The organism is Robiginitalea insularis, from assembly GCF_052497835.1.
The window spans coordinates 1,336,205-1,362,885 of record NZ_CP199296.1 but is presented as its reverse complement, the minus strand read 5'-3'; the positions used below and the strand labels follow the sequence as shown (position 1 = coordinate 1,362,885).

The 26,681-nt window shown below is 47.6% G+C and carries 13 protein-coding genes and 1 tRNA gene; 6 read left to right on the top strand and 8 right to left on the bottom strand.

The annotated features are described in order from the left end of the window. Nucleotides 1-20: 20 nt before the first annotated feature. Nucleotides 21-710, top strand: a complete 690-nt coding sequence (locus tag ACT6NV_RS06200; RefSeq protein WP_445386385.1) for a head GIN domain-containing protein — start codon at nucleotides 21-23, stop codon at nucleotides 708-710. A 6-nt stretch (nucleotides 711-716) separates the two neighbouring features. Continuing rightward, the gene (locus ACT6NV_RS06195; protein ID WP_445386384.1) at nucleotides 717-1,382 is read left to right on the top strand and encodes a LysE family translocator; all 666 of its coding nucleotides are present in this window, start codon (nucleotides 717-719) and stop codon (nucleotides 1,380-1,382) included. A gap of 31 nt (nucleotides 1,383-1,413) precedes the next feature. Here the strand turns inward: ACT6NV_RS06195 and ACT6NV_RS06190 are convergent. The 6 genes from ACT6NV_RS06190 to ACT6NV_RS06165 form a co-directional block, all read right to left on the bottom strand. Continuing rightward, a tRNA-Cys gene (locus ACT6NV_RS06190) sits at nucleotides 1,414-1,484 on the bottom strand. A gap of 49 nt (nucleotides 1,485-1,533) precedes the next feature. Continuing rightward, the gene (folB, locus tag ACT6NV_RS06185; protein ID WP_445386383.1) at nucleotides 1,534-1,893 is read right to left on the bottom strand and encodes a dihydroneopterin aldolase; all 360 of its coding nucleotides are present in this window, start codon (nucleotides 1,891-1,893) and stop codon (nucleotides 1,534-1,536) included. A 47-nt stretch (nucleotides 1,894-1,940) separates the two neighbouring features. Beyond that, entirely contained in the window at nucleotides 1,941-2,891 is a 951-nt protein-coding gene (locus ACT6NV_RS06180) for a PorP/SprF family type IX secretion system membrane protein (protein WP_445386382.1), read from the bottom strand. Nucleotides 2,892-2,910: 19 nt separating this feature from the next. Further along, nucleotides 2,911-16,386, bottom strand: coding sequence for a T9SS type B sorting domain-containing protein (locus ACT6NV_RS06175; RefSeq protein WP_445386381.1), 13,476 nt, complete (start codon nucleotides 16,384-16,386; stop codon nucleotides 2,911-2,913). Further along, a complete protein-coding gene (locus ACT6NV_RS06170) occupies nucleotides 16,387-18,621 on the bottom strand; it encodes a PorP/SprF family type IX secretion system membrane protein (protein ID WP_445386380.1) in 2,235 nt (744 codons plus the stop codon). It abuts the gene before it with no gap. 8 nt (nucleotides 18,622-18,629) lie between these two features. Continuing rightward, nucleotides 18,630-20,882 (bottom strand): T9SS type B sorting domain-containing protein, encoded by a 2,253-nt coding sequence (locus ACT6NV_RS06165; RefSeq protein ID WP_445386379.1) that lies wholly within the window; start codon nucleotides 20,880-20,882, stop codon nucleotides 18,630-18,632. Nucleotides 20,883-21,160: 278 nt separating this feature from the next. Between ACT6NV_RS06165 and ACT6NV_RS06160 the strand changes: the two genes are divergently transcribed. The 4 genes from ACT6NV_RS06160 to ACT6NV_RS06145 all read left to right on the top strand — a co-directional run bounded on the left by ACT6NV_RS06160 (nucleotide 21,161) and on the right by ACT6NV_RS06145 (nucleotide 24,081). Further along, complete coding sequence (locus tag ACT6NV_RS06160; RefSeq protein ID WP_445386378.1) at nucleotides 21,161-22,849, top strand: glutamine--tRNA ligase/YqeY domain fusion protein; 1,689 nt, start codon at nucleotides 21,161-21,163, stop codon at nucleotides 22,847-22,849. 330 nt (nucleotides 22,850-23,179) lie between these two features. Continuing rightward, on the top strand, nucleotides 23,180-23,509 hold the full coding sequence (locus ACT6NV_RS06155; RefSeq protein ID WP_445386377.1) for a YtxH domain-containing protein: 330 nt from the start codon (nucleotides 23,180-23,182) through the stop codon (nucleotides 23,507-23,509). 3 nt (nucleotides 23,510-23,512) lie between these two features. Beyond that, nucleotides 23,513-23,860: a hypothetical protein gene (locus ACT6NV_RS06150; RefSeq protein ID WP_445386376.1), complete on the top strand. Its 348-nt coding sequence runs from the start codon at nucleotides 23,513-23,515 to the stop codon at nucleotides 23,858-23,860. Then, nucleotides 23,860-24,081, top strand: coding sequence for a hypothetical protein (locus ACT6NV_RS06145; protein WP_445386375.1), 222 nt, complete (start codon nucleotides 23,860-23,862; stop codon nucleotides 24,079-24,081). The genes ACT6NV_RS06150 and ACT6NV_RS06145 overlap by 1 nt, the downstream gene beginning before the upstream one ends. Nucleotides 24,082-24,127: 46 nt before the next feature. Here the strand turns inward: ACT6NV_RS06145 and ACT6NV_RS06140 are convergent, their stop codons facing one another. After that, the gene (locus ACT6NV_RS06140) at nucleotides 24,128-25,060 is read right to left on the bottom strand and encodes an SPFH domain-containing protein (RefSeq protein ID WP_445386374.1); all 933 of its coding nucleotides are present in this window, start codon (nucleotides 25,058-25,060) and stop codon (nucleotides 24,128-24,130) included. A gap of 89 nt (nucleotides 25,061-25,149) precedes the next feature. Next, nucleotides 25,150-26,661 (bottom strand): glutamate--tRNA ligase, encoded by a 1,512-nt coding sequence (gltX, locus tag ACT6NV_RS06135; RefSeq protein ID WP_445386373.1) that lies wholly within the window; start codon nucleotides 26,659-26,661, stop codon nucleotides 25,150-25,152. Between the last annotated feature and the right edge of the window lie 20 nt (nucleotides 26,662-26,681).

The window sequence follows — 26,681 nt, the reverse complement described above, 5'->3', positions numbered from 1 at the left end:
GGGCAGAAAAAACAAACAGAATGTATTTGTACCGTAAGACATTCTTCATAGCAACACTCCTTTTGGTTTTTTCGGGCCAGCGGGCACTTGTAGCTCAGAGCACACAAGAGCTGGAATCGTTTCAGGAGATAAAGGTCTTTGACGGGATCTCTGTGTCTTTGATTCGCAGCGACAAAAACGAAGCGGTTATCAGGGGGGCCAACACTGAACAGGTCGCTATTGTCAATAATGATGGGGTTTTGAAGATCCGGATGCAGATCACAAAAATATTCAGTGGCTACCGGACTTTTGTGGATGTTTTCTATAAAGAACCCCTGTTGGTAATAGATGTAAATGAAGATGCCCGAATCATTTCAGAAGGACTTATCAAACAGGAGGTGCTGGAGGTAAAAGCTCAGGAGGGAGGAGAGATAAGGGTAAAGGCAGACGTTACCCAGTTCCTGGTAAAGGCAGTGTCCGGGGGAATTATAACTGCGGATGGAAAATCTCAAAACCAGGACGTTCAGATCAATACTGGAGGTATTTACAACGGAAAAGCTTTTAAAACCGCTTTTTGTACGGTAAATGTAAATGCAGGTTCTACTGCAGAAGTTAATGCTACCGACTATGTTCAGGCTACGGTAAAAGCCGGCGGAAAGGTTTTGGTGTTCGGTAATCCGGCTAAAATGGACGAAAAAACAGTATTCGGGGGAACTATTAAAAGGATGTAAGCCATTATGATGGAGGATATACAGGCAGCGATACCACTGGGCTTTTTACTGGCCTTTATGGTAGGGCCTGTATTCTTTGTACTATTGGAGACAGCAGCCACCAAAGGCTTTCGTGCCGGCCTCGCTTTGGATCTGGGGGTTGTTCTGGCAGATATTCTTTTTCTGGTAATCGCCTATTTTTCCAGTTTTCAACTCCTTGAAAACCTCAGCAACCAGCCGGGATTGTACGTGTTTGGAGGTGTAATCCTGCTTGTATATGGGCTTACCACTGTTTTCCGTTCCGACTTCAAGGGAAAAGAACCCCGTATTGTTACTAAAGGTAGTGACTACCTGGGCTTGTTTGTAAAAGGTTTCCTTTTGAATTTTATCAATATAGGAGTACTGGTTTTCTGGTTGGGGATAATCATAATTGTCGGGCCAAGCCTGGATAATCAGCCCGATCGGATCATCACTTTCTTTTCAGCTATGCTAGGGGCTTATTTGACTACGGATATCCTCAAAATCTTACTGGCTAAACAATTACGGAAAAAACTTACAAGAGAACGAATAGGAATGGTTAAGAAAATCCTTGGGGTTGTACTGATCATTTGCGGCCTTGTAATGATTGTCAAAGGATTTTTGCCCAAGGATAAACTCAGTATCGAGAAGGGAATCGAACTTATTAATGAATAAAAAAACCCTGAAGTGATTCAGGGTTTTTCTGAGGCATCGAGCGGATTCGAACCGCTGTACAAGCTTTTGCAGAGCTGTGCCTAGCCACTCGGCCACGATGCCTTTAAAAAGTGCACAAAGTTACTATTTTTTCGCGCTTCCTTAAAAATTATCAGCGCTTTTTCGAAAGACAAACGCTAACCTGTTGAACATCTCCGCCCAGTGGTGGGTTTATTTTGGAGACCGCGACCTCGGCATACCCCACGGCTGGTTCCTCTTCAAATATCCGATCCAGGATGCGCATGGCCACATTTTCCAGTAATTTAGAACGTTTGTGCATTTCATCCACAACAATTTTGTTGAGCAGCACATAATCTACGGTATCCGACAGGGAATCCGTTTTTGCAGACCTGGCAAGGTCTGCACCCACCGTTAAATCTACACGGTAATCCGATCCAATCAGAGACTCTTCTTCCAGGCAACCATGATAGGCGTATACCCGGATATTTTTAAGTTCAATTAAGCCTTCCATATCAGTGCAAAGCTAGTGCAAAAAAGCAAAAGGAAGCGGAAGAAAGATCAATAGGTACAACGGCAGTTACTAAGGCCCTGAAATAGGTCCATCCCAACTGTAATAACGTGGGTACCATAACTATAAGCCAGAATCTCATTCAGGATGATCTGAAAGGAATACCCAAAGTAAAAATTACTCTTTTTAAACCCAACGAAGGGCGCGATATAAAGTGGCTTACCGACCTGGTCATTGAGGAAACGATAGTTGATCCCCCCGTAGTAATAATCTTCAAAATCATAAAGCCGGACCTTCATGTTGAGGTCGGTTTCGGAACGCCCGTCACTTTCAAAGAGCTTATACAGCACCGAAGGCTCAATTTCTACCCGGCTGTTTTTGTTTTTTGAATAGCGAAAACCGGTATACACGTAATAGTTACGCAGCTGGTTGGGCTCAAATACAGGGTTAAAGCTTCTCAGGTCTTTGTCCAGTAAATTGGATGCATTCACACTTACGTAAAACTTGTTTTTACGGTACATAACCCCAACATCAAAGTTGTGGTTGCTGGTAGAACGATCATCTGTTACCGAAGGATCCCCGTTAAGGTTCCTGAATTCCTCTATATCGATCCTGAACTGGTTGAAGTTATAGGAAATTCCCATGGAGAGGAACTCGTCTTCATAGCGGTCCAGGGTAAGGTGGTGGGCAAAGGACAGACGTGCCCCCTGCTGCCGGGTATATCCATTCTTGTCATTGTAAAGAAAGACACCCAGCCCCGATTTATTGCCGATACGGGCATCGGCGGCCAAAGATTGGGTTTGGGGAGCATCCTTGATACCCACCCACTGGCTGAGGCCATTGAGCCGGATCTTGACATGGTCCCCAATCCCTGCATAAGTAGGAGCTAACACGAAAGGGTTGTCTGCCAGGTACTGAGACAGTTGGGGAGAATTCAATTCCTGTGCTCCCAGGCGGAGCATCCCCATCATCAGCACAAATATCAAGAGTCCCTTACGCATTGTTTATTGGGTTATTAAATTATCTGTATAGGGTAAAATGCCCTACAAATTCTCTATTATCGCGTTCGCCATTTAATTTCACTACGTACCAGTAGTCTCCGGATGGCAATTCCCTGCCGTCGTACATTCCGTCCCATCCCTGCATACCATATGCGAGTTCAGCGACTACTCTACCATAACGATCATAAATTTTGATTAGTATCTCAGGGAAGCCTTCAAGATTCTCCGGAATCCAGAAATCGTTCATTCCGTCCCCATCCGGGGTGAAGAAATTAGGGATTTCTATATCAATAAATTCCATAAATATCTGAGCCTCAACCATACAGCCGTTCTGGTCTACCACCCGCACTGTATAAGTGCCGGTTTCCGTGATATACCAGGTATTATCAGTACCATTGTCATCTTCGTTGAAATAGAAGGTGTAATCCGGCACACCACCCGTGGCAATGGCTGTAATTTCATTGATATTCTGCTGCTCCAGCACCAGTGTAAGCGGGTCAAAAGCAGTGATTTCAAAGTCAATGGTCAGCACACAGCCATTGGCGTGGGAAATTGCCAGGTAATGCGGTCCGGGCGCAAGGCTGCTAAAGTCTGCATCCAGCTGCATATCAGCAGGGTCGGTGGAGTCCAGGGCATACATCACATCTGCAGCTACGGAAGGATCTTCCAATACCACTTCCAGATAATTATCCGGCAGGTTATCAGTACACACATAAATTGGGGTAACCGTAGCGTTCAAATTCACGCCGGGTTCCACTTCCACGATCACATTGGTTTCACAATCCTGGGCATCCCTTACAAAGATTACGTAAGTTCCTGCTGCCAGGTCCGTAAAGGTGGTCTGGGCCGGCACAAAATCTGCATCTGCATTGGAATTAAAGGCAGTTCTGTAAGGGGCCGTACCTCCTGAAATGGTGATGTCGATGATTCCGTCGGCACTTCCGATACAAATCTCAGGAGTAGCAACGGCACTAATATCCAGGGGCTGTGGCTCCGTGATGGTGAACTGGAATGGGATAAAACATCCGTTCACATCCTGTGCAATAACATCGTATACTCCAGGGGCCAGGTCGGTAAAGGTATTGACATCATCAAACTGGTTCAGGTTCGGACTGATGGCATAGAGGATATTCCCGGTTCCCCCGGAAACCTCTACCGTAATAGTACCATCCTCTTCTCCCGCACAGGTAACATTGGTAAACTCCTCCCTGTCTATTTGCAGGGGAACGGGTTCCATGATAATCGTTTCACTTGAAACCGTTTCACAATCCACACTGGTTACCCGTATCCAGTAACTTCCCATGGGAAGGTTGCTGAAGTCACCACTGGACTGAGGGCCGGCCAGAAGGTTGGTGAGTGCGGCATCTGTATATAACTCGTACTGGTAGTTGCCCAGACCACCTGTTGCCGTGGCAAACAGGGAGGCAGTAGCTTCTCCGGTACAATTAATCATGGCAGCACTATCGTCAATATCGATCATCAATGGCGCTACAGCTTCAATACTAACCTGGTTGGAGATTGTGGCTGAACAGCCGAAAGAATCCCTTACATAGTATTGATACACCCCATCAGTAACCGTAAACGTATGAGTGTTTCCGCCTGACATAGGCAGGAAGGTCACATTATCCGTGCTGTACTCATAGGGCCCTGTGCCGCCGGTGGCTGTAAGCACTATCTCGGCATTATTGGTACAGGTCATCATGGCAGTCTGCACCAGGTTACTCATTATCTCGGTAGGCTCGCTAATGGTTACCTGAACGGTTTCCACCTCGCAACCCCAGGAATCTGACACGGTAATACTGTAGATCCCGGCACCCAAGCCTGTAAAAGTTGGATTCGTCTGGAAACCGGAAGTGTATTCCACCACCGCACCGGAGGCGTCATAGTAATTCAGTTGGTACTGGTAGGTTCCAGATCCCCCGACTACATTTACGGCTGTTACCTCGCCGTTGGTGTCTCCAAAACAAGCCAGCATAGCCGGTGCAGCAGTAATATCAGCTGTTACGGGAACAGCAGGCAGCAGGTCTATGGCATCGTTATAAACGCAACCACCAGCATCGGTTACTTCTACGGTATATGAGCCCGAAGAAAGTCCTGTAAAAATATAATCCTGTACCCCATTGGCTGTAAATACCTGTCCGGTACCCGTATGGGTAAGTACAATATCAAAAGGAGCGTAGCCGCCTTCCGGATCCACCAGAATTTCACCCAGATCATCCGAACAGGTTACCGGAGCAACTTCCTGTACAATTGCCGTAAGGGCGCTAGGAGGTGATTGGATGGTAATGATATTCGAATCTTCGCTACAGAAAGGGGTTCCCGTCTGGGTGATTCGAACAAAATAATTCCCGCCGCTCAAGCCGCTAATGACAAGCGGGTTGGTTGCTGTGGACGCACTACCGATAATCCCGGTGCTGGCTCCTGCGGCGTCGAAAACCTCGTAATCATAGCTTCCGGTATAATTGGTAATATCCAGGGAAATGGAACCGTTAGCATCCCCAAAACAGCTAACCGGAGTATTGGCCACAGCTACAGGGTCCATCAGGTCATAAGGAGGCACCACATAAGGGGCCGTATCTACATAACAGCCTGTTGTTGTATCTGTTACCCTGAACACATAGGTGTCCGGTACACTGAGTTCGAAGGTAGCCTGGTTGTAGGCAGGAGCACCCGTTTGGATTCCGTTGGGGTTACCGAGGGGCAATAACTCAAAGGTGTATACATTGCTTATATCGCCGTTATCCGTTATCTCAATAAGAACAGACTCCGGATTGATACAGGTAATAGCGGTTAGCTGCGAAACAGCAGCTGTAAAGCTGTTAAGGGGCTCTATGTTAACCGATGTTGTGCTGACACAACCGTTGGCGTCCCTGGCATATACATCAATGGTCTGAGATACTCCCGTATCTGCAACATTGAAGGTATTGCCTGTTACAAAATTCACACCGTCAATACTGTATAAGTAAGGCGCTGTACCACCTGAGGCGGTCACCGTTATGATAGATTCAGAAACCGTATTGTTAGCCGCACAACTAAAATCTGTTGCCGAAGCATTAACAACAACAGGTGCTGGCTCGCCAACTGCCTGTATTTGGGTTGCTTCACAGTTTCTGTCAGAAATGACGCGTACGGTATAGGAATCGGCCTGTAGCCCTGTAAACAGTGGGCTGGCCTGAGGACCACCTACCAGTGCCATGCTGCTATCATATAACTCATAGGTATATGGTGGATTATCCTGACCCGGATCCAGAGTTACCTCTATGGAACCGTCAGCGGCGCCATTACAACTTACATCCAGTGCTGAAGTAGTGAATGCTACCGGAGTAGGGTCTTCTAAACTTACCGGTGCCTGGGCATCACATCCACTTCCGCTGGTATCAAATACAACTGCGGTATAAGTGCCCGGTGCGAGCCCTGTAAACACACTTGAAGCTTGTCGGGCTCCGCCGGTTAGACTGGCTCCTCCTGAATCAAGCAGATCGTATTCATATATGCCGGATCCACCACTGGCGGTTATCGTTATCTCCCCATCGTTCAGTGCACAGGAAGGCTGGGCACTGGCAACAGGAGTGATCCCCAGCGGAGGCAGGATATCAATTGTATCTGTAGCCAAACATCCATTCGCATCCCGTACGGTTACAGTATAAGTGCCCGGGGCACTTACCGTAAAGGCGGGGCTGCTCTGGAAGCCTGCACCAATACTGTAGGTCAATGGGGCCAGACCGGTTCCGACCACTGTAAAGTTGTAGGAAGTACCGTCAGAGGTACACTGATCTGTTGCATAAGGAGGGGCTGTTACTGTTGGCAGCGGATCCTCATCAACTGTTATCGTAATAAAGGTTGTACACCCATTGGCATCCTGTACATAAACGTCGTAATCTGCAGGATAGGTAGCCGGGTTGAGTACTGCACTCGCCGATGGCCCGAAATCTCCAGGTACCGGAAGGGTGGCCGTTGGAACAAAAGCATAAGCATATGCAGGGGTTCCCCCAGCCGCCAGTACACTTACCTGGGCTCCTCCGAAACAGTTGGCATTAGTGTTTGCAATCACGGTCAGGCTCAAGGGAGCATCCGGGGAGGCAATGGTAATTGTATTGGAGGTGGCATCACAGAAAGGTGCATCTGTGGCGATTACCTCAACATACAGATTGCCTGCCGGCAGGCTAGAAATGGTTCGTGGGTTTACCGAGGTGTCCGTAGGCACTACTCCTGTAACCGGAGTCCCGTCCGCAAAGAAAACCTCATAGGTATAATTCCCAACGTAATCATTGATCTGGATTTCAAGTTCTCCGGTAGTATTTCCGAAGCAATCTACAGGGGTTATGGCTGTTGCCACCACATCGATCAGGTCGTATGGGGCAATAGTATATGGCAGGGTTGTAAAGTAACAACCGGTTACGTTATCGGTTACCCTGAAGGTGTAATCTCCGGGAGCCGTTAAGGTAAAATCTGCCGTGTATACCCCGGCACCGGGAGACTGTGTGGGGACAGTTCCCAGTGGGAGCAAATCAAAATCAAAATCCCCGGAACCTCCGGTAACCGTTATCCTTACCTGTTCGTCATTGGTACAGCTGATGGCCGTCAATTGAGAAACCACAGCATCGGTAATCTCAGGCAATGGATTGATGCTGATAGTATCTGTGGCAATACATCCATTTGCATCCCTTACGGTCAAAGTAAAGTTTTGTACTGCTCCGGTATCCGTGATACTAAAGGTGTTCGAACTAAAGAAATTCGTTCCGTCAATACTATATAAATACGGGGCTGTTCCACCACCAGCAGTTACGGTTATTACGGCCTGATTAACGGAATTATCCGGAGCACAGGCAAAATCTGTGGCCGTTGCATTTGCCGTTACTGCCGTAGGCTCACCAACAGTTACTAATTCATCTGCTGTACATGCCCGCCCTGAGGTCACCCGAACGGTGTAATCACCCGCCGAAAGGCCTGTAAATACTGGATTGGTCTGTACGGCTGAAAGCGGCAATACTCCTAAAGCATCAAACAATTGATAGGTATAAGGCGGGTTGTCCATACCCGGATCAAGCACTGCGGTAATGGTACCGTCAGAATCGCCAATACAACTTACATCCGTAGCTGTTGCCGTAAAGGAGACGTTAGTCGGAACTGTTAGGACGATAGTTGAGCTGGCGTTACAACCGGTTGCTACCAAATCATATACAACTGCGTTATAAGTACCCGGCCCAAGACCTGTAAAGAGCGGTGAGGCCTGTGGAGCACCAGTAACACTAACGGCTCCCAGGAATAATTCATATTCGTATACTCCGGAGCCTCCGTAAGCGGTAAGCAAAATCTGCCCGTCATTCAAGGCACAGGTAGGTTGAACCAGCGCTTCGGTACTCAGGGAGGAAGGAGGGTAGATTTCAATATTTATGGTATTCCCACAATTGTTGGAATCCCTCACTTCCACAGTATAGTTTCCTGAGTTGAGATTGGTAAAGGTGTAGGTGTCTCCGGCATTTGCAAGGGTTGACGCCTGAAAAGCCCCGCCGTTAAGGCTGAGGAAATAGGGCCCTACTCCGGCAACATCCAGGGTTACTTCAATTTCAAAGTTACCTTCTGTAGCCAGACAGTTATTGGCGACTCCGGAGATAACCGGTTCCGGATCCATGCTTATGGTAATATCCAGCGGAGGCGTCATACATCCGTTAACATCCATTGCATAGGCATCCCAGTCAGTATCTATTGCCGGATCCAGTTCTACATAGCTGCTGGCCCCAAAATCTCCTGGCACAGGCGGCACCCCATCCCTGACAAAGGCATAGGTAAAGCCACCGGCTCCTCCCGTAGCTTGTACAGTAACCTGGGCATCTTCATTACAATTTGCATTGTTCAGGTCTACCAGGTTAAAGGTAATCGGGGAAGGTTCAATTATCCTGAACTCATACGTGTTGGAACAGAAGGGACTGGTAGCTTCTTCAAAGTAAAGCACATAGTCTCCCGGGGAAAGTCCGTTGATGGTTTCCAGAGGAGTTGGTCCTCCTCCTGGTCCGCTAACGGTACCGCTAACACCGGTCGGGTTGTTGGTCAGAGCTTCCAGAATACTGTAATTCACATCCGTCACAGAAGCATCAAAATTCTGGAACTGGAAAGCGATGGAGCCATTATTGTCCCCAAAGCAGGTTACATCGGTAACAGAGGGAAATGGAACTACTTCAATACCTGAAAGGGCAGGGATGGCAACCTCGATGTAACTTGTACAAAGGCTTGAATTGTCAATTGCCTCAAAAATATAGGTTTGCCCTGCATTCAGGCCACCGAATACCGCTTGTTCTTCCAGAGGGCCCGGACCGGCTGTTTCACTGTCAGGAGCGGTTCCGGGTCCGTAGATGCTGAAAGTATAATCTCCCGAACCACCATCGGCAGATACGGTTACCGTACCACCAGTTGCACAGTCTGCAATCACTGATGAATCCAGGCTTAAGAATGGATTGGCTCGTACCCGAACAGGGTTCTGGTAAAACTCACATCCATTGGCATCGATGATCCGCACATAGTAGTCCCCGAAAAGCAGGCCGTCAAAGGTCACATTCGTACTTGGGGTATTGACTATTGGATTGGAACCGGTTACAGGTACAATATTATTAGACTGGTCGTAGAGCGTATAGGTAAAATTAGGGACTCCGCCACTGATGATTGAAATATCAATACTCCCGGGAATGTCTCCCCCACCGGGCACCCCGCTACAGGATACATCGGTAACAGTAACAGTGGCGTCAAAAAGCGCAGGATCTGTAAGCGTAACACTGTCATTAAACAAACAGCCCTTGGCATCCCGCACAGTATAGTTATAAGTGCCGGCAGGCAAGCCGGTATAAACCGTCTGGTTGCTGAATCCGAGGCCGTTGAAGTTTATTTCATATGGGGCCTGTCCGAAGTTAGGATCTACTTCTATTTCAACAATTCCATTGGAATCACCAAAACAGGTAGGATCAATGGTTGAGGCGGTTGCCTGGGGCAATACCGCGGGGCTTACCGTCACAATATTGGTTAGACCCACACAACCTTCACTGTCGGTAATACGGAACTGGTAGGTACCGTCCGCTGCTGTTGTATACGGGAAGCCGCCGGCATAAGGGGTAAACCCACCTCCATTGAAATCTACTTCATAGGTATAGGGGGCGTAGCCACCACTGACGGTTACATCCAAAATGGCGTCGGGTGATACGGTACAGTCTATGTCTTTGGTTAGTACGGCATTACCGTTAATCTGTGGTTCAATGGTTTGAGCAATGGTGTCTGTACAGCCATTGCTGTCCGTAACCGTAAACGTATAGTTGCCGGGAACCAGCCCTGCAAAGGTGTTGGAAGTCTGGGTGGCACCACCGTTCATGCTGTAATAGTAAGGTGCCAAACCTCCGGAAACGCCAACTACAATTGTAGCTCCTGTAGCAGGATCAAAGCAAAGGTTGGAAGTGGCATCAATACTTGCAACCGGGTTGGACGGGGCCGCCAGGTTAAAAGTGTCGGTCAGGATACATCCGTTTGCATCGGTTACGGTAATGGTGTAGTTGCCAACCTGCGTAAGGCCATTAAATACATTGCTGGATTGTGGCCCCAGAACACTGCTGTCTGGTTGCTCCAGTTCATAGGTATAACTTCCCCATCCTCCCGTTGCACTGATGGTAACCGAGCCGTCTGCGACACAAGTCAATGGTGTTACGGTAAAGGTAAAGGAAAGAGGCAGTGCAGGTTCATTGATGGTAATGGTATCAGTGTCTGTACAATTGGTAACTTCATCCGTTACCACTACCGTATGGTTTCCTGCCGGAAGCCCTGTAAGGTTAATAGTTGCGGCTGACTGACCCGTAATTGCAGCGCCTCCGTTTACAGTATATGCGTAGGTTCCGCTGAATCCGGACACATTGAAATCTGCAGCACCGTCGGACGCTCCCACACAGGAAACATCATTAACCGGAATGCCTGTTACCTGAATAGGAGAAACCGGATTGATTGTAAGATTTTCGTCATAGGCACAGCCGTTGGCATCTGTTACCCGGAAGGTATAGGTGTCTGGGGCAAGTCCTGTAAATACATTGCTGGCCCCGTTATTAACAGCGGCAGGCGCAATTATTTCATAAGTAATAGCTCCTGTTCCCCCGGTAACCGTTAGGGTTACATCTGAGGTCTGGGTTGGGCAGTTTGGCGGGGTTGCCACAAAACTGATGTCGGTTGGAGGATCCAGTGGTGGAATCACAACAGGGGCAGTGATGAAAACACACCCATTAGCATCCCTTACAAAAATAGTGTAAGTACCATCTGTAAGGCCTGTAAAGGTATCTGCGGCACCGAAGTTTACACCATCAATGCTGTAGCTGTAAGGAGCAGTACCACCGCTCACGTTCTGTGCCTGTATGCTACCGTCCTGCAGACAGGTATAGGCCTGGATGAGGACAGCGTCGGCCGTAATCGGGGCAGGAGCCGTAAGGGTAACACTGTCTGTGTACGTACAACCCTTGGCGTCTCGTACCGTATAGGAATAGGTTCCTGCAGCAAGGCCATTATAAGTTGTCTGAGCACTAAATCCGCTTCCGTCAAAATCTACCTCATAGGCCGGTGTGCCGAAGTTAGGGTCGATATTTATGGTTACGGAACCGTCTGATGCACTGTCACAACTTGGGTTTGCAGGCGTGTGGGTTGCTACCGGGTTACTGATCGGAGCAACTACAACACTGGTTTGGGCAACACAACCTTCCGCATCAGTAATGGTGAAGGTGTAGGTGTTGGCTGTAGGGGTAGTATAGGTAATGGTATTTCCAACTACCGGGGTGCTTGCCCCTCCATTTACTTCATAGGTGTAGGGGGCGTAACCACCATTGATGGTGATGTCAATAACAGCATCCGAAGATGCAGAACAATCCAGTTCTTTGGTGAGAACCCCTGTTGCTGTTAGCTGGGGCTCCACCGTTACGGCGGCTGAGGTTGCGGTACACCCGTTAGCATCGGTGAGTACTACCGTGTATGAACCAGGCGTCAGGTTTGTAAAGACATTATTGCTTTGTGCCGGACTGCCATTGAGACTATAGGTGTAAGGTGCCGTTCCTCCGCTTGGAGTAGCTGTTAAACTAACCCCATTTGAAGGGTCAAAACACAGGTCCGTTGTAGGATCAAGGCTTACTGTGGGTAAGGGAGGGGTGTTCAGAACAAAGGTGTCCGTAAGTTCACACCCACCGCCGTCACGTACGGTAATGGTATAGGTGCCTGCCTGAGTAAGCCCTGAAAACAGTGAATTTGTCTGGGGGCCCAGGATACTGTTGTCGGGCTGCTCCAGCTCGTATTCATAGCCATCCCACCCACCAGAGGCACTAATAGTTACAAATCCATCTGTAACACAGCTCGGTTGTGTGGCATCAAAAGTGAATGCGAGGGGGGTGGCAGGGCCTGTAACGGTTACATTGGCCAGGTCGCTACAGCCGGTAGTTTCATCAAAAACCTCAACCTCATAGTCCCCAGCAGTAAGCCCGGTAAGGTTGATAATGCTTCCGGACTGCCCGGTAACAGGGGTATTTCCATTAACGGTATAACTGTAGGTGGAGACAAAATTGCTTACGCGAACCACTACTCTGCCATCGGCATCCCCAAAACAGGTTACATTGCTGAACAAGGAACCATTGGCCTGAATAGGGCTTATTTCAGGGACGGTATAGTTCTCGGTATAGCTACAACCATCCACGTCTGAGACCTGGAAGGTATAGGTGCCCGCAGCCAGGTTGTTAAAGGTTGCGGTATTGCCGCTACTGCTGTCGGGGGAAACGGATGAAGGGGCAATAATTTCAAATGTAAGGGGCTGTGTGCCATTAGTGGCGGTTACAACCAAATCCCCGGTTTGGAAATTACAGTCAATATTGCTCAATGCAAAATCCAGATCTTCCGGTGGGTTGGTCGGATCTATGGTGATTGGGTTAGTAAGGAAAACGCAACCATTTGCATCTAATATGGTAATGGTATAAGAGCCTGGGCTAAGAGATGTGAACGTTTCGGATCCCGGACCAGAAACAAAATTTACCCCGTCAATGCTGTATTGATAGGGGGCGGTTCCGCCGCTGACGTTCTGCGCTTCAATGATACCGCCTTGCAGACAGGTATAATCCTGAATAAGCGCAGCATCTGCGTCAAGAGGGGAGGATGGGCCTGATATGGTATAGTTTTCGAAATACTCACAAGAAGCACTTCCCTTTCGGTAATTAACTCGTACGGTATAATCTCCCTGAGCCAGGCCATTAAATATTCCGGATGAATTAGTCGCAATTTCGACACCATTTTCATCTATCAGGTAGTAGGTAATCTGGTATCCATTGTCTGAAACCAGATTGTACTGTATTCGGCCGGTAGCATCCCCATAACACTGTTCGTCTATAACAGTGGTTGGGTTGTACTCCACGGGAGGCACAAAATAGATCACCGTAGAGTTTGAGATGTCAAAACAGTTGAAGCGGTCTACTACCACAAAGGTGTAGCGCCCAGGGGTAAAAATGTCAAAAATCTGACTTGTCTGGAATTCATTTGCGGGGATTTCGGCAGGGGAATTATAAGAAATCTGGGTAACCCCACTCTCATCAATATATTCCCATATAGCATAGGTGTGAGGGGTTTTACCGCCCTCTGATTCCATCAGGATATTTCCTTCCCGGCAGGTAATATGCTGTGAAACCCGAGCCGTAAGCTCAAGGGTGTTATTGTCCACAACAGTTACCTGCTCGGTATAGCTACAACCATCATCTGTTGTTACTGTTACGTCATAAACACCACCATTAACGTTGAAGAAATTGTAACGGTTATCATTGTTAGGGCCATAGGTATCCACCACACTCCCGTTTAGGGAAATCTCATAGTAATATTGAGGATTGGCATCATTTACGGCAATGCCAATAGACCCCAGTCCGTCGCAGTCTGCCTCCACAGTTGTAACATCCACTGTGAAATCGCGTTGGAGGATGCCGATATTTTCAACATAGAAGAGGCAGCCTCCGCTTACCCCTACCTGCCGCATTTCAACGGTATATGCGCCATTAGTCGCAATGTCAAAGCTTGGCCCGTTGTTCGCGCTGTAAGGCACAAGAACGTTTCCGGTACTGGCATCCAGCAGCTGGTATTCGTAATCGGCCGGCATATTGGTAACCGTAATGTTCCCCGGGGTAGTACAAAGAATGTCTTCTGAAGTATATTGAGGGTTCAGCGGGTTCTTAAACACGTTAAAATAGAAACGGCTGAAACACCCGTTCTGGTAGTTTATCACTACCCGGTATTCCCCGGCATCCGATGCAAGGAAATCAAAGCCGGTATCGACCTGGTTCCAGGTACAGGCTGAATTCTTGTTCGCACAGTCATCTCCGGAATCGGCACAGCTCGCTTCATCCAATTGCTCCCATATAATGCTGGTTGCATCCGGAATGTTAATTTGAATCAGCTCTGTGTCATTTTGACCACAGAGGAAAACCTTTGGCAACAGATCCCCGTCATTTGCACAGGTAACCACTTCACCTTCCACAGAATTTGTAGGGTCGTTTATCAGGGTGACAATTGGGTTGATTTGAGTAGCCCCGGGAAGCACTACGGTGATTATTTCCTGGAAGCCCTTACAGGGGTCGGCTACTATTTTATCCACAATATATTGCCCGGCGTCTGTTACGCGAATGGTGCTTGGATCCCCGTCCGGATCCCCATCGGTGATCACAGTATCCCCGGCATCAATCTGTCCGTCCGAATTAATGTCGCGATACCACACATAAGAGTCAAAATTATCCCCGGCATCCAGCACAACACTATTTCCGCATAATTCAACGGTACGGGTAAAGTCACAATTTTCGAGGTCATCCAGCAAAAAGTTGGTCGCCCCCGGCGTCGCAAAACCACAGTTGTCAAAGTCCGACACACTGGGGTCGTCTGTAATCTGCGCACTATTCAGGTCTCCATTGTAGGTGGAATAGGCCTGGTTTTGTATTAAATCAGTACAGGCATCTATAAAATCAAAGCAATTTTCCGCCACCTGAACCCTCATACGGATGGTATAGGCCGGATCTCCAACTTCAACCAGGTTATTGGGAATAGAGAAGAGTACTTCCCGGTTCGGGGCGTCGTAAGTATAGGTAACCCCGGCAGGCAGGTTCATTGATGCTTCGTCCAGGGTAACATTTATGGGAAGAACATCCCTTATTGTATAGTTGGTTGCGTTGTCGTTCCCCACATTCTGGAAGGTAAGAACGTAGTCCAGGTACTGCCCCAGGTTTACCCCCAGGCCGGTAATATCGTTGCCCCCTATGTCTTCAACCGTTTTCTGCAGGTTAATATCGGGCTCAATGATTTCTACAATGAATGCGGTCAGGAAGGCACCATACCCATCTCCAGAGGAAGTAAACTGCAGGGTAGCGCCGCTTTCATCATTGGGCAGCACACTGTTAAAGGGGTTGCTCAATTCAAAGATGTCCAGGTCAAGCCCAAGCGTATTTGTACCATAAGGATTTCGTGTAGGTACCTGAGCATCGTTTGTGGTGATGGTAGAATTGAAAAAATTTGAGGACGGGTTCAGGGTTGTGCTCAGATCCGTAAAACCCGGAAGAGAATTGGCCCGAATTCGAAAACGATCCCCACTGATTCCACGATCTCCTTCCAGCGCCCCTACCCCAACACGGGCGTTTACCGGAAAACCTGAAGGAAGCGTCCTGAAACCGTTTACGGCAACATTTACTGCAGGGACACTTCCCTGTACACCGGCATAGCCATCGAAAGTTGAGATAAACTTCCCGGTTTCATTGGGGTTTTCATATATAACCACCAAAACCCAGCCTGCTGAGCTGGATCCCTGGCGAACACCCTTGGTTGCCCTCACATTTGCAACGGTATAGGTACCGTTTGGATCTGCCAGTGACTGCACAAGGGAGGTTACATTTTTATAGCATACAATAGGGGAATCTTTAAAGGAATTATTGATGTTTGACGGGTCATAACCGTCAAAAATAATGTCGTCTTCGTCCCCGGCCGGATCAGCTGCAGTATCTGCCGAAAGGTCGATATAACTACCACCCGGTAAACGGAATTTTATCTGGTTCCAATCTTCAATCCTGGGGGTGCCGTCAAAAGGGGCGCTCCCATTGGTGCTTCGTTCATTAGGGTAAGTGGAAGCCCAGTATAATCCTGCATACCGCACGATGGAGCATGAAGGATCCGGTACGTTCAGGTCTGCGCTACTGGAACTAAATGTGCTTGGATCCCCATCGATATCGATGTATTCCATCCACAGGTTATTGTTGTTCTGAGTTCCGTTATAGGCAGAATTGGCTTGTGATGGGTTCGATTCAGAGGCCCGGTTGAGAATATTATTCCCAACAAAAATCACATCTCCGCGAATTTCAATGTTCCCTCCACTTAGTCTTGGGCTAAATGGAACTGCTTCCTGGGAAAGGAGCATTTGCATGCCCCCAAACAGGAAGAACAATAAAAAGAACAGGTTTTTAATTGATTGGTAGAGTAATTTCATCTATGCAATAAGGTTTGGGGTGACACGCATGATCCACATTTTCTCATCATAGGTGTCATTGATTTTTGAGTAGTAGGAAATCAAGGCGCTGTTCCATGTGGAATGGCGCTTGAGGTATACATAGCGATAGTTGTTTTGCGGATTGATAAAGTAACTGGCGCTCAGCCCCTGTGAATTCAACAGCTTTACAAAGCGGTTGGCATTTCTGGGGTTGGCAAATACATTTACAATTAGGTAGTAAGCGGAACCGGCTCCTTCAATGATATCTCCGCGCTCTTCATAACCCTGAGCGGCCACTTTATCCTGGACCACCACATTCTTACGGAGCACGTCAGTTTCATACTGAGCGGTTTTATCTTTAATCTTTTCACTATTGGCGGCATAGGCCTCGTTGGTATAGCGATTGTCTACATTCATTACCCACAATTGGCCATCGAAAGCACCCCCCATGCCGCTGCGGGCTGCCTGAGCTGCTTCTTCCCAACTGTCAAAGCGGTTAATGTAAACGTATTTTAGGCCGTTATTCGGATTGTCAATATAGCTGGCATCCAGTCCCTCGCCCTTGAGCTGGTCAATGAACTTATCCATATAATGGGTGCCCTTGTAAACATTGGCTACCAGATAATACCCGTCAGTTACATCCTGCAGGTCTTTGAATCTGCGCATCTTGACCTCCCGTGTGTTATCGGTAACTGCCGTAGTTTCACGGGGCTCGTATTTTTTGATCTTTACTGGGGGCTTAGGTACCTCAGAAGGCTTTTCTGTCCTGGCAATTGCATCTTTCTGCTGTTTTACAGCCGTTGATACAGCATCTTTTTCTTTGACTTGTTTTGTTTCAGCCACACGGTCTTCGGTCTGAATGGCCGGCTGACGTTCCTGGCTTACCCTTTTAACCACATCGGTTTGGGCCAGTCTTTCCGCTGGTTCAGGAGTGCGATCCTGGCGGGCAACCTCTTCTTTTATACCAATTGTTTTATTTTTATTGTCCCTTTGGGCCAGGGCGCTGGAATCATTATTGATAAAGTACATGGTCTTGGCCTTGTCTTCCAGGTCTGGGCGCTTGCCTCCGGTTTCCTGACGCACCATACGCATTACCATTTCAAAACGCTTTTCGAGGTTTCGCTGGCGGTTCTTTTCGATGGAATCCTGTCGGAACATCAACTCAGCAAGGATGGCGTCATTCTCGGCCAACTTACTTTTCAGTTCAATGATTTCCTGATCTTTTTCACTAAGATCTCCGATTGGTTCGGGCTCCTCTTCATTGGAAACCAGACTCTCCTCGTAATCGTCTTCCAGCATTACCCGGTCTTCAGTAAGGTTGGGGGTAAAGGAATAAGCAAAAGAGATTTCATGGGTTAGCCCGAAATTGTCAAAGTTGTTGGTGAGGCCTTTTTCCATGGTGTATCCTATAGACAGCCGTTGGTTCAGGTTAAAACCGATACCGGCAGATGCCCCGTAGAAACTATCGTAGCCTCCCTGCAACCATCCTATTTTTGGAAGGTCCAGTATCAGGTTTCCGCCTAATACCAACTCCTCATTACCTATTTTACGAACCCTGGCGAGTGGCATCAGACGCCCTCCTTCAAATACACCCTCTCCATTTTCAAACTGATGGGTATATTGCAGGTGTCCGGAAAAGGTTTTATCTGCGAAACTAGTAATGGACTCACTGGTTTTCAGGTTGTAATCAATCAGGTTTTCGGCATACATCCCAAAATCAATAGCCCCGAAAGAGATATTGAAACCCGGTTGGAACGTTAGCAGGGAAATATCCTGAAAGCCATTTAAAAAGGGATCTACCTCCAGGGGGTTTGCCCGGCTTTCATCATAGCCGCTGCTGTAATAGGAGAGGTTTGCTCCAAAAGTGAAATTGCTTTTATCGCTGAGCTTTATCCCGTAGGCATAATTGGCCAGCACCCCATAGTTGCTGAGAGTACCTTCCCGCTGGGTATACAGGCTCAGACCTAATCCTGAGCGGTCGCCTATCCTACCGCTATAGCTCAGGAAATAGGTTTGATTGTTGTCATCAAAAGAAACGGCCTGGTTGCGATGTAACAGATTAATATAGGATTTGTCTTCCCGTACAGTTGAAAAGGTAGGGTTGATCAAAAACCGGTTGAATTTCAACAAGTTCTGAGCGGGTACGTCATAGGCAATAAAAGGATTGTCTTCCTGGGCACGAGCCAGAGGCAGTGCCAGGAGAAATACCATCAAGAACAGTAATCTGTGTTTCATCGTTTAGGTTATCGTATAACAGTAATGGTCCCCTGTTTCAGGACTTTTTCGGCGTTTCTGATTTTATAGTAGAACACCATGTTCTGGGCTGGGAAACTCGCAGCCGAACTGGGCCAGTTGTTCTGGTAATTATTTTCGTTAAGCACTTCTTCACCGCGTTCGTTATAAATGATCACATTTACATCCTGACGGCCGGAATAGCTGTTCGGGATAATCCACTGATCGTTTATACCGTCTCCGTTTACAGAGATCACATTAGGCACCCTGAAGGTGTCCAGGTAGGTAACGGTAATAGCCCGTGTAATTTGACAACCACCCAGGGTAGCAACCAGGGTATAACCTCCCTCGCTCGTAAACGTGAAGGAAGAAGCGGTTCCCAATTGGTTGTTGTTGCTGTCCAGCCAGCGATAGGTATCACCTCCTGAGGCGTTAACCGTACGGGAGCTGCCTTCCGGAAACCTCAGTTCGGTTCCCAGGTCAAGACTGATCAGATTCTCATCAAGAGGAGAAATAGTAACTTCATTGGAAGGCAGGGGACATCCATTTCGCTGTAATACCAATTGGTATACACCTGGTGTGCCTACGTCTATAGAAGGTGTAGAGAGATTCAAATTTGTACCATCTCTGAACCAGTCAAAGCTTTCACTACTCAGGTCAGTAGGAGTGCTCAGGGTTACTGGCTGTGAAGGCCCGCAAACCGTAGTGGAAGTGCTGTTCAATACCAGGGTTTCATTTACACGTAATTGAACGCTCAGGTCGTTGGAAGCAGGGGAGTAACTGGAAATACTGCCTTCAACATGGTAGACCCCGTTTTCTGTAATGTCCGTGAGGCTTATTGTGGCTCCTGTAGCCCCACTAACGGGAGCTCCGTCTTTGAACCACTGGTAGCTCATAGTACCCAGAAGGTCTGCGGTTACATCTGTACTGCCGCCGCTGCCATCCAGGGCCCTTATCTGGGTAACCTCCAGTATTGTGGAGATGTCTGCACACGCGGTATAAGAGCCATTGTATGCGATATCCATCTCAAGGCTGCTTGGGCTTACTACAGAAGTAGCCGGAGAGTCTTTTGAGGTTCCGCCACAAGCGCCTCCACTGAGGAACACCCTTGCAAAATAGGTGCCTGTATCAGTATCGGTAACATTCAGGCTGGTGGTGGTGGCTCCTGCAACCGGACTGCCGTCTTTATACCACTGATAAGTGGCAGGCGAGGCATCCGTTGTAATGGATAACGTGGCATTCTGTGATGGCAATACCACTACCGAGCCAGCATTATCCCGGGTAACAGTAAAGTCGCCCGCATTGGTAATGGTTTGTGCAGCCGAGCGCTCAACGCATGCTCCGGGACCAAAGATCTCAACTTCATAATCCCCTTCAAAGCCGGCGATATTGGCATCTACAGTATAGGTGTGGTCGTCTATGGTTGGGGAGGTAATAGGTGTCCCGTCCTTAAACCAGGTATAGGTAAGGCCCATGCCCGCGATATTGGCAGTCAGTACTTCAGTCTCTCCTGCACATAATGCGGTTTTGGAAGGCGGGTTAATAGCAATACCCAGGCTGCTGCCTGTGGTTACGTCTATCAGATTGGAAAGGGTGTTACCGGATCCGGAACAGGCCCCGTAATCTATTTCAACATTGTACATTCCTGCCTGGTTGACGGTAATAGAAGGACCTTTATCACTTAATGGACTGCCGCTCCTATACCAATTATACTGATAGGTACCGGCGTTGGCTAAACCATATACTTCAAGGGTTATTGAATTTCCGTCACAGACCTCAGCCGTTCCGTCTCCGAAGTCGGCCTGGCCCTGAGGGCGGATAGTCAGAGAAGAATTTACACCCAGATAATACATCGGATAGGCTACAGAAACCGCAGAAGTTTGGGCAGGGCTCGTACTTCTTACCCGCATACGGTAACCTTCCCCTCTGATATTGGTTGGCAGGCTGAACTGGAAGTAAAAATCGAAAGTTACATTTTGGGAAGCATCTCTTGCCAGTTCAACGGGGCTTGAAAAATCCCCGGTGGCGTCAGACAACTCCAGGATAAACTCGTTGTCACTGTTCACCAGGGGTGGTCCCCAGGTAAAGTTTACCCAATAATCGTTAAAGCTGGAAGAAGCACAGGCGGCGCTCCAGGGGGTAGATCCCGCCGGAGGTGTTTGGTTGGGAGCCGCTTCCGGGGCATTTAATACCTGGGCAGATCCGAACTGGATCCACAGGACTCCGCACAGTAGGGCTGCGGCATTGCGTAATTTTCTGTTCATGACTCTCATGTTTCTGCGTGTTAGTGACTAATTAATTGCCCTACAATTAATATTTTGAATGCTGTCTGGCAGTGTGATTATCTCCTCGGGTATCTCCCGGACGGATTTCTGCAAACAAACATTGAATAACAAATATGGTTCTTAGCCCGTGTTTATTGAATTTAATGTTGTAGTAGGGGTTATTTATGTTGTGAAATGAAGGGATTTGTATGGAAGCCCTTTAAATATGAGGGCGGGATTTGCATTTTTCCTACCTTTACGGCTTTAAATCTTTAGCAATGAGTGAGTCAGGAAAGTCCCTGAATTTCATAGAACACATCATAGAAACAGACCTGGAGAACGGCTTTCCAAAAAGCGATCTCAGGTTTCGGTTTCCACCAGAGCCCAATGGCTATCTGCATATAGGTCATGCCAGTTCCATTTGTTTGAATTTTGGCCTTGGATTGCGTTATGACGCCCCGGTTAATTTGCGCTTTGACGATACCAACCCCACCAAAGAGGAACAGGAATTTGTAGACGCCATCAAGGCAGATGTAAAATGGCTGGGTTTTGAGTGGGCCGAAGAATGCTTTGCCTCTGATTATTTTCAGCAACTCTACGACTGGGCAACAGCACTGATCAAGGACGGAAAAGCCTATGTAGACAGCCAGAGTTCGGAAGCGATAGCAGAGCAAAAAGGCACACCAACGCAGGCAGGGAGCCATAGCCCGTACAGGGACAGGCCGGTAGCGGAAAACCTGGAATTATTTCAAAAGATGAAAGAAGGGGGTTTCCCCGAGGGATCCCATGTTTTAAGGGCTAAAATTGATATGGCCTCCTCCAATATGCTTATGCGGGATCCGGTAATGTACCGGATATTGCACAAGGCCCACCACCGAACAAATACCGATTGGTGTATTTATCCTATGTACGACTGGACCCACGGCGAAAGCGACTATATTGAGCAGGTTTCGCACTCCCTTTGCACCCTGGAGTTTGCCCCGCATCGGGAATTATATGACTGGTTCCTGGATCAGGTAATTAGTTCAGAGAAGATAAGGCCCAAGCAGCGGGAATTTGCCAGAAGGAATTTAAGCCATACCGTGGTAAGCAAGCGGAAATTACTCCAATTGGTTACAGGGGGCTATGTTTCCGGCTGGGATGACCCCAGGATGCCCACTATTTCGGGTCTGCGGCGACGGGGATGTACCCCGGAGGCAATTCGCAATTTTGCGGATACCATCGGAATAGCCAAACGGGAGAATGTGGTAGATGTGGCCTTGCTGGATTTTCACATGCGGGAACACCTGAATCGTATTGCTCCCCGTGTGATGGGAGTACTGGACCCTGTAAAACTCATCATTACGAACTACCCGGGGGATAAGGAAGAATGGCTGGAAACGGAAAACAATCCTGAGGATCCGGATGCGGGAAACAGGACGGTACCTTTTAGCCGGGAATTGTACATAGAGCGGGAAGATTTCAGGGAAGAAGCGAACCGTAAATTCTTCCGTTTAAAATTGGGGGGAGAAGTCCGGCTTAAAAGCGCGTATATAATTAAGGCAGAGGAAGTCGTAAAAGATACCGATGGGAATATTATGGAAATTCACTGCACCTATGATCCTAAAAGCAAGAGCGGCAGTGGTACCCCTGAAAGTTTGAGAAAGGTAAAAGGGACCCTGCATTGGGTCTCTGCAAATCACTGTACCCCAGCTGAAGTACGTCTGTATGACCGCTTGTTTGCGGATCCTACTCCTGACCAACATAAGGACAGGGACTTCCTTGATTTTATCAATCCGGATTCTTTACAGGTTATAACTGCACAATTAGAGCCATCCCTGAATAACGCAAAAGCAGGGGATCGATATCAGTTTCAGCGATTGGGATATTTTTGTGTAGACCCGGACACTTCTGAAGACAATCTTGTTTTTAACAGAACCGTTACCTTACGCGACACCTGGGCAAAGCTGGAACAAAAGGATTCCTAGAAGCTTAACAGCTGATTTATTACGTTATAAAGAAAGCCTATGGTAAGACTTTCTTTGATAGACAAATCAAACTAATTAACGCGCTCTCAAATCGCGTTGGCAGGCTTTTTTGGATGCAACCTTAGGAAATATACCAAAGGGTAGTAAAAAATAGCTCCACAGGCTTTATTTAAGTTTTTGGGCTGACACACTGCCTGCCGGGATCGCTTTTCGTTTCAAAAACAGTCCTGAACCCCACACCTGGGGAATTAACGAGCCTTTAACGCACTTTTTAATATATTCTTGTTATACTGAGTAAAGTAAATTAATAACCTTAAAAACATTATATATATGTCAAACGATAGTGGTTCAGTATTATTAGCTCTTTTAACCGGCGCAGCCATTGGAGCTGGAGTAGGAATACTTTACGCCCCTGATAAAGGGTCCAAGACAAGAAAGAAAATCAAGAAAAAAGCAAAGGCAGCTTCTGAAGATATCAGTGACCGCGTAAGCAAAGCTACAGAAGAACTTACCAAGACAGCCCAAACCCAGAAAGAGGATTTTGAGCGCAGGCTGGATGAATCTATCTCCAATATGAGCTATAAGGCTGACGATATCATCGCCGGCCTGGAGCGGAAATTGGCTGATTTAAAGAAGAAGAACGCTCAGTTACAGAAGTAATAGATGGCCCTGGATGAATTAAAATCCGGCCTGACCGAATCTGAGACGGCCGTAAAGGAGTACGTTGATTCCACTGCAGAATACCTGAAGCTTAAAACGTTCAGGTTTGCCATGAAAGTAATCACCCATTCTATCAAAGGGATGGTATTTGGCCTGATAGTATTCATAGCCTTAATTTTCCTTTCAATAGCCCTGGCATTTATTTTAAACAGTATGTGGGAGAGTGAAACGATGGGTTACGTCGCAGTAGGACTGATGTATATTGTAGTGGGAATTATTGTATACCTGATGCGTTCACGCATAGATTCAAGTATATTGAAAAGTTTTTCCAAATATTATTTTGACGACTGATGAGTAATAAAGTTTATACTTCCTTTGAAGAGCTCGACCGGGATATTCGCATTGCAGGACTAAAGCAGTCCATAGCCGAGGAGCGTTTCCGGGGAGGATTACATTTGATTCGGGAACAGTTTCAGTTCCGGTCGCTCAAGAATGGAACGGAAGATATCCTCCGGAAGTTTGTATTGCCATGGGCAATACAATGGGGGATAAAAAAATTGCGAAAAGGATAAAAAAAGGCCCGGTATTTACCGGGCTTTTTTAGTTTACAAAAGGAGCTTAGGAATCCTTCTTTCGGTTATTCTGTTTTTTCATGGCTTCCCCTATTTGGTTGCTGGCCGTAAATGAGGCCACCATATTGTTTAGCATATCGCTTCCCGCCTGTGGGGAGTTTGGCAACAGGATAAGGTTTGTATTGGTTTCTTCCCCAATAGCCTGCAGCGTGTCGTAATGCTGTGTTACCACAATAAGGGCAGAAGCTTCCTGTGAGTTGATCCCAACCTTGTTCAGGACTTCAACCGACTCTTCCAGCCCGCGGGCAATTTCCCGCCGCTGATCCGCAATTCCCTGGCCTTGCAGCCTTTTACTTTCCGCCTCGGCCTTGGCTTTTTCAACAATTAGTATCCTCGCTGCATCTCCTTCAAACTGGGCAGCGATTTTTTCGCGTTCAGAGGCATTAATGCGGTTCATGGCAGCTTTTACCTGTGCATCCGGATCAATATCCGTCACCAGGGTTTTGATAATGTCATAACCGTAATCCAGCATGGCATCCTGTAGTTCTGTCTTTACCGCAATGGCAATGTCATCTTTTTTTACAAAAACATCGTCCAGTTTCATTTTGGGCACCTCGGCTCGCACAACGTCGAATACATAGGAAGTAATTTGCTCATGCGGATACTCCAGTTTGTAAAAAGCGTCATAAACCTTATCCCGGATCACTACATATTGAACGGAGACTTTAAGTTTCACAAATACGTCGTCCAGGGTTTTGGTTTCAACGATCACATCAAGCTGTTGAATTTTCAGGCTGACCCTGCCGGAAATCCGGTCTACCAGCGGGATTTTCATCTGCAGACCTGAATTGCGGATGCTCTGGAAGCGCCCAAAACGTTCAACAATAACAGCGGTCTGCTGTTTTACGATAAAAAAGGAACTGAGCAGGATTACCAACCCGATCAGGATAATAGGAAACCATATAATAAAAGAGCTCATGTGCGTACGTTAATGGTTAAACAATTAAAAAATGCAGTACAGTATAGGTCGAAAAAACATAGAAAAAGTTACACCACAGGGCGCATATTTCAAAGCTTCAGTTGCTCAATAGCGCTATCTATTCGCTGCAGGGTTTGCTCTTTTCCAATCAGTTCTATGATATCAAACAGGTGTGGGCCCTGCAGCGCACCTACTACGGCCAGCCTGAGCGGTGCCATAATTTGTCCGAAAGACAAACCTGACGAACTGATATGTTCCTTAATTTCAGATTCTATGGAAGCGCTGTTAAAGTCCTGTACTGAAACCAGGACCTGCTTTACCCCTTCCATGCGGTCGGCAGTCTCGGGCTTCCATTGTTTTTTTACGGCCTTTTCATCATACTTTTTGGGAGCCGTAAAGAAGTAGTGGGACAGCTGCCAGAGCTCTTTTACAAAAGAGGCTCTTTCCCGTACCATTCCAACCACTTTCGCCAGGAACGCTTCCGTAAATAAAGTAGTGTCTACCCTATGAGTATGGAGTAGCTTTTTGTAGGCGGGCAAGAGCTCTGCCACAGATTTTTTCTGTAAATACTGATGATTATACCAATTGTTCTTTTCCGGGTCAAACCGGGCTCCTGACTTGTTAACCCTCTGAAGATCAAAGGCAGCTATCAATTCTTCTTTTGAGAAGAGCTCCTGTTCCGTACCCGGGTTCCATCCCAATAAGGCCAAAAAATTCAATACGGTTTCCGGAAAGTACCCTTCTTCCCGATACCCCAAGCTATCCTTCCATGAAAGCGGAAATACCGGAAAGCCCAGCTTCTCCCCGTCCCTTTTACTGAGTTTTCCTTTCCCCACCGGTTTCATGATCAGGGGCAGATGCGCAAACTGGGGTGCTTCCCAGCCAAAGGCCTGATAGAGCAGCTTGTGCAATGCCAGCGAGGGCAGCCACTCCTCCCCCCTGATCACATGGCTGATCTGCATGAGGTGGTCGTCTACTATATTGGCGAGGTGGTAGGTAGGCATCCCATCGCTTTTAAACAGGACTTTGTCATCCAGGGTGTTGCTGTCTATGCGGATTTGTCCGCGTATTAAATCGTTCAGCTCAATGGTTTCATTCACCGGGCATTTAAAGCGGATCACGTAGGGTTCCCCGGCCGCAATTCGCTTTGCTACGGTTTCAGAACTAAATCGGATGGAGTTGTTGAGCTTTTCCCGGTTGTGCCAGTTGTAGATAAAGGTTTTGCCATTGGCTTCATGCGCAGCCCGGTGCTTGTCAAGACTTTCCGGCCGGTCAAAAGCGTAATATGCCCAACCTGAAGCAATGAGTTTTTCCGCAAATTCTGCATACAGGGCAAGTCTTTCACTTTGGCGGTAAGGACCGTACTCGGATGGGGTGCCCGGGCCTTCATCAAAAGGGATCCCAAGCCATTCCAGAGACTCCACAATATATTCCTCGGCGCCGGGCACGTAGCGATTCTGATCGGTATCTTCAATGCGGAGGATAAAGTCGCCACCCTTGCCCTTTGCAAAAAGATAATTGAAAAGGGCTGTGCGCAACCCTCCAATATGTAGGGGCCCCGTAGGACTGGGAGCAAATCGGACTCGGGTTCTCTTCTCCATTTTAATTGAATTTGGAAAGC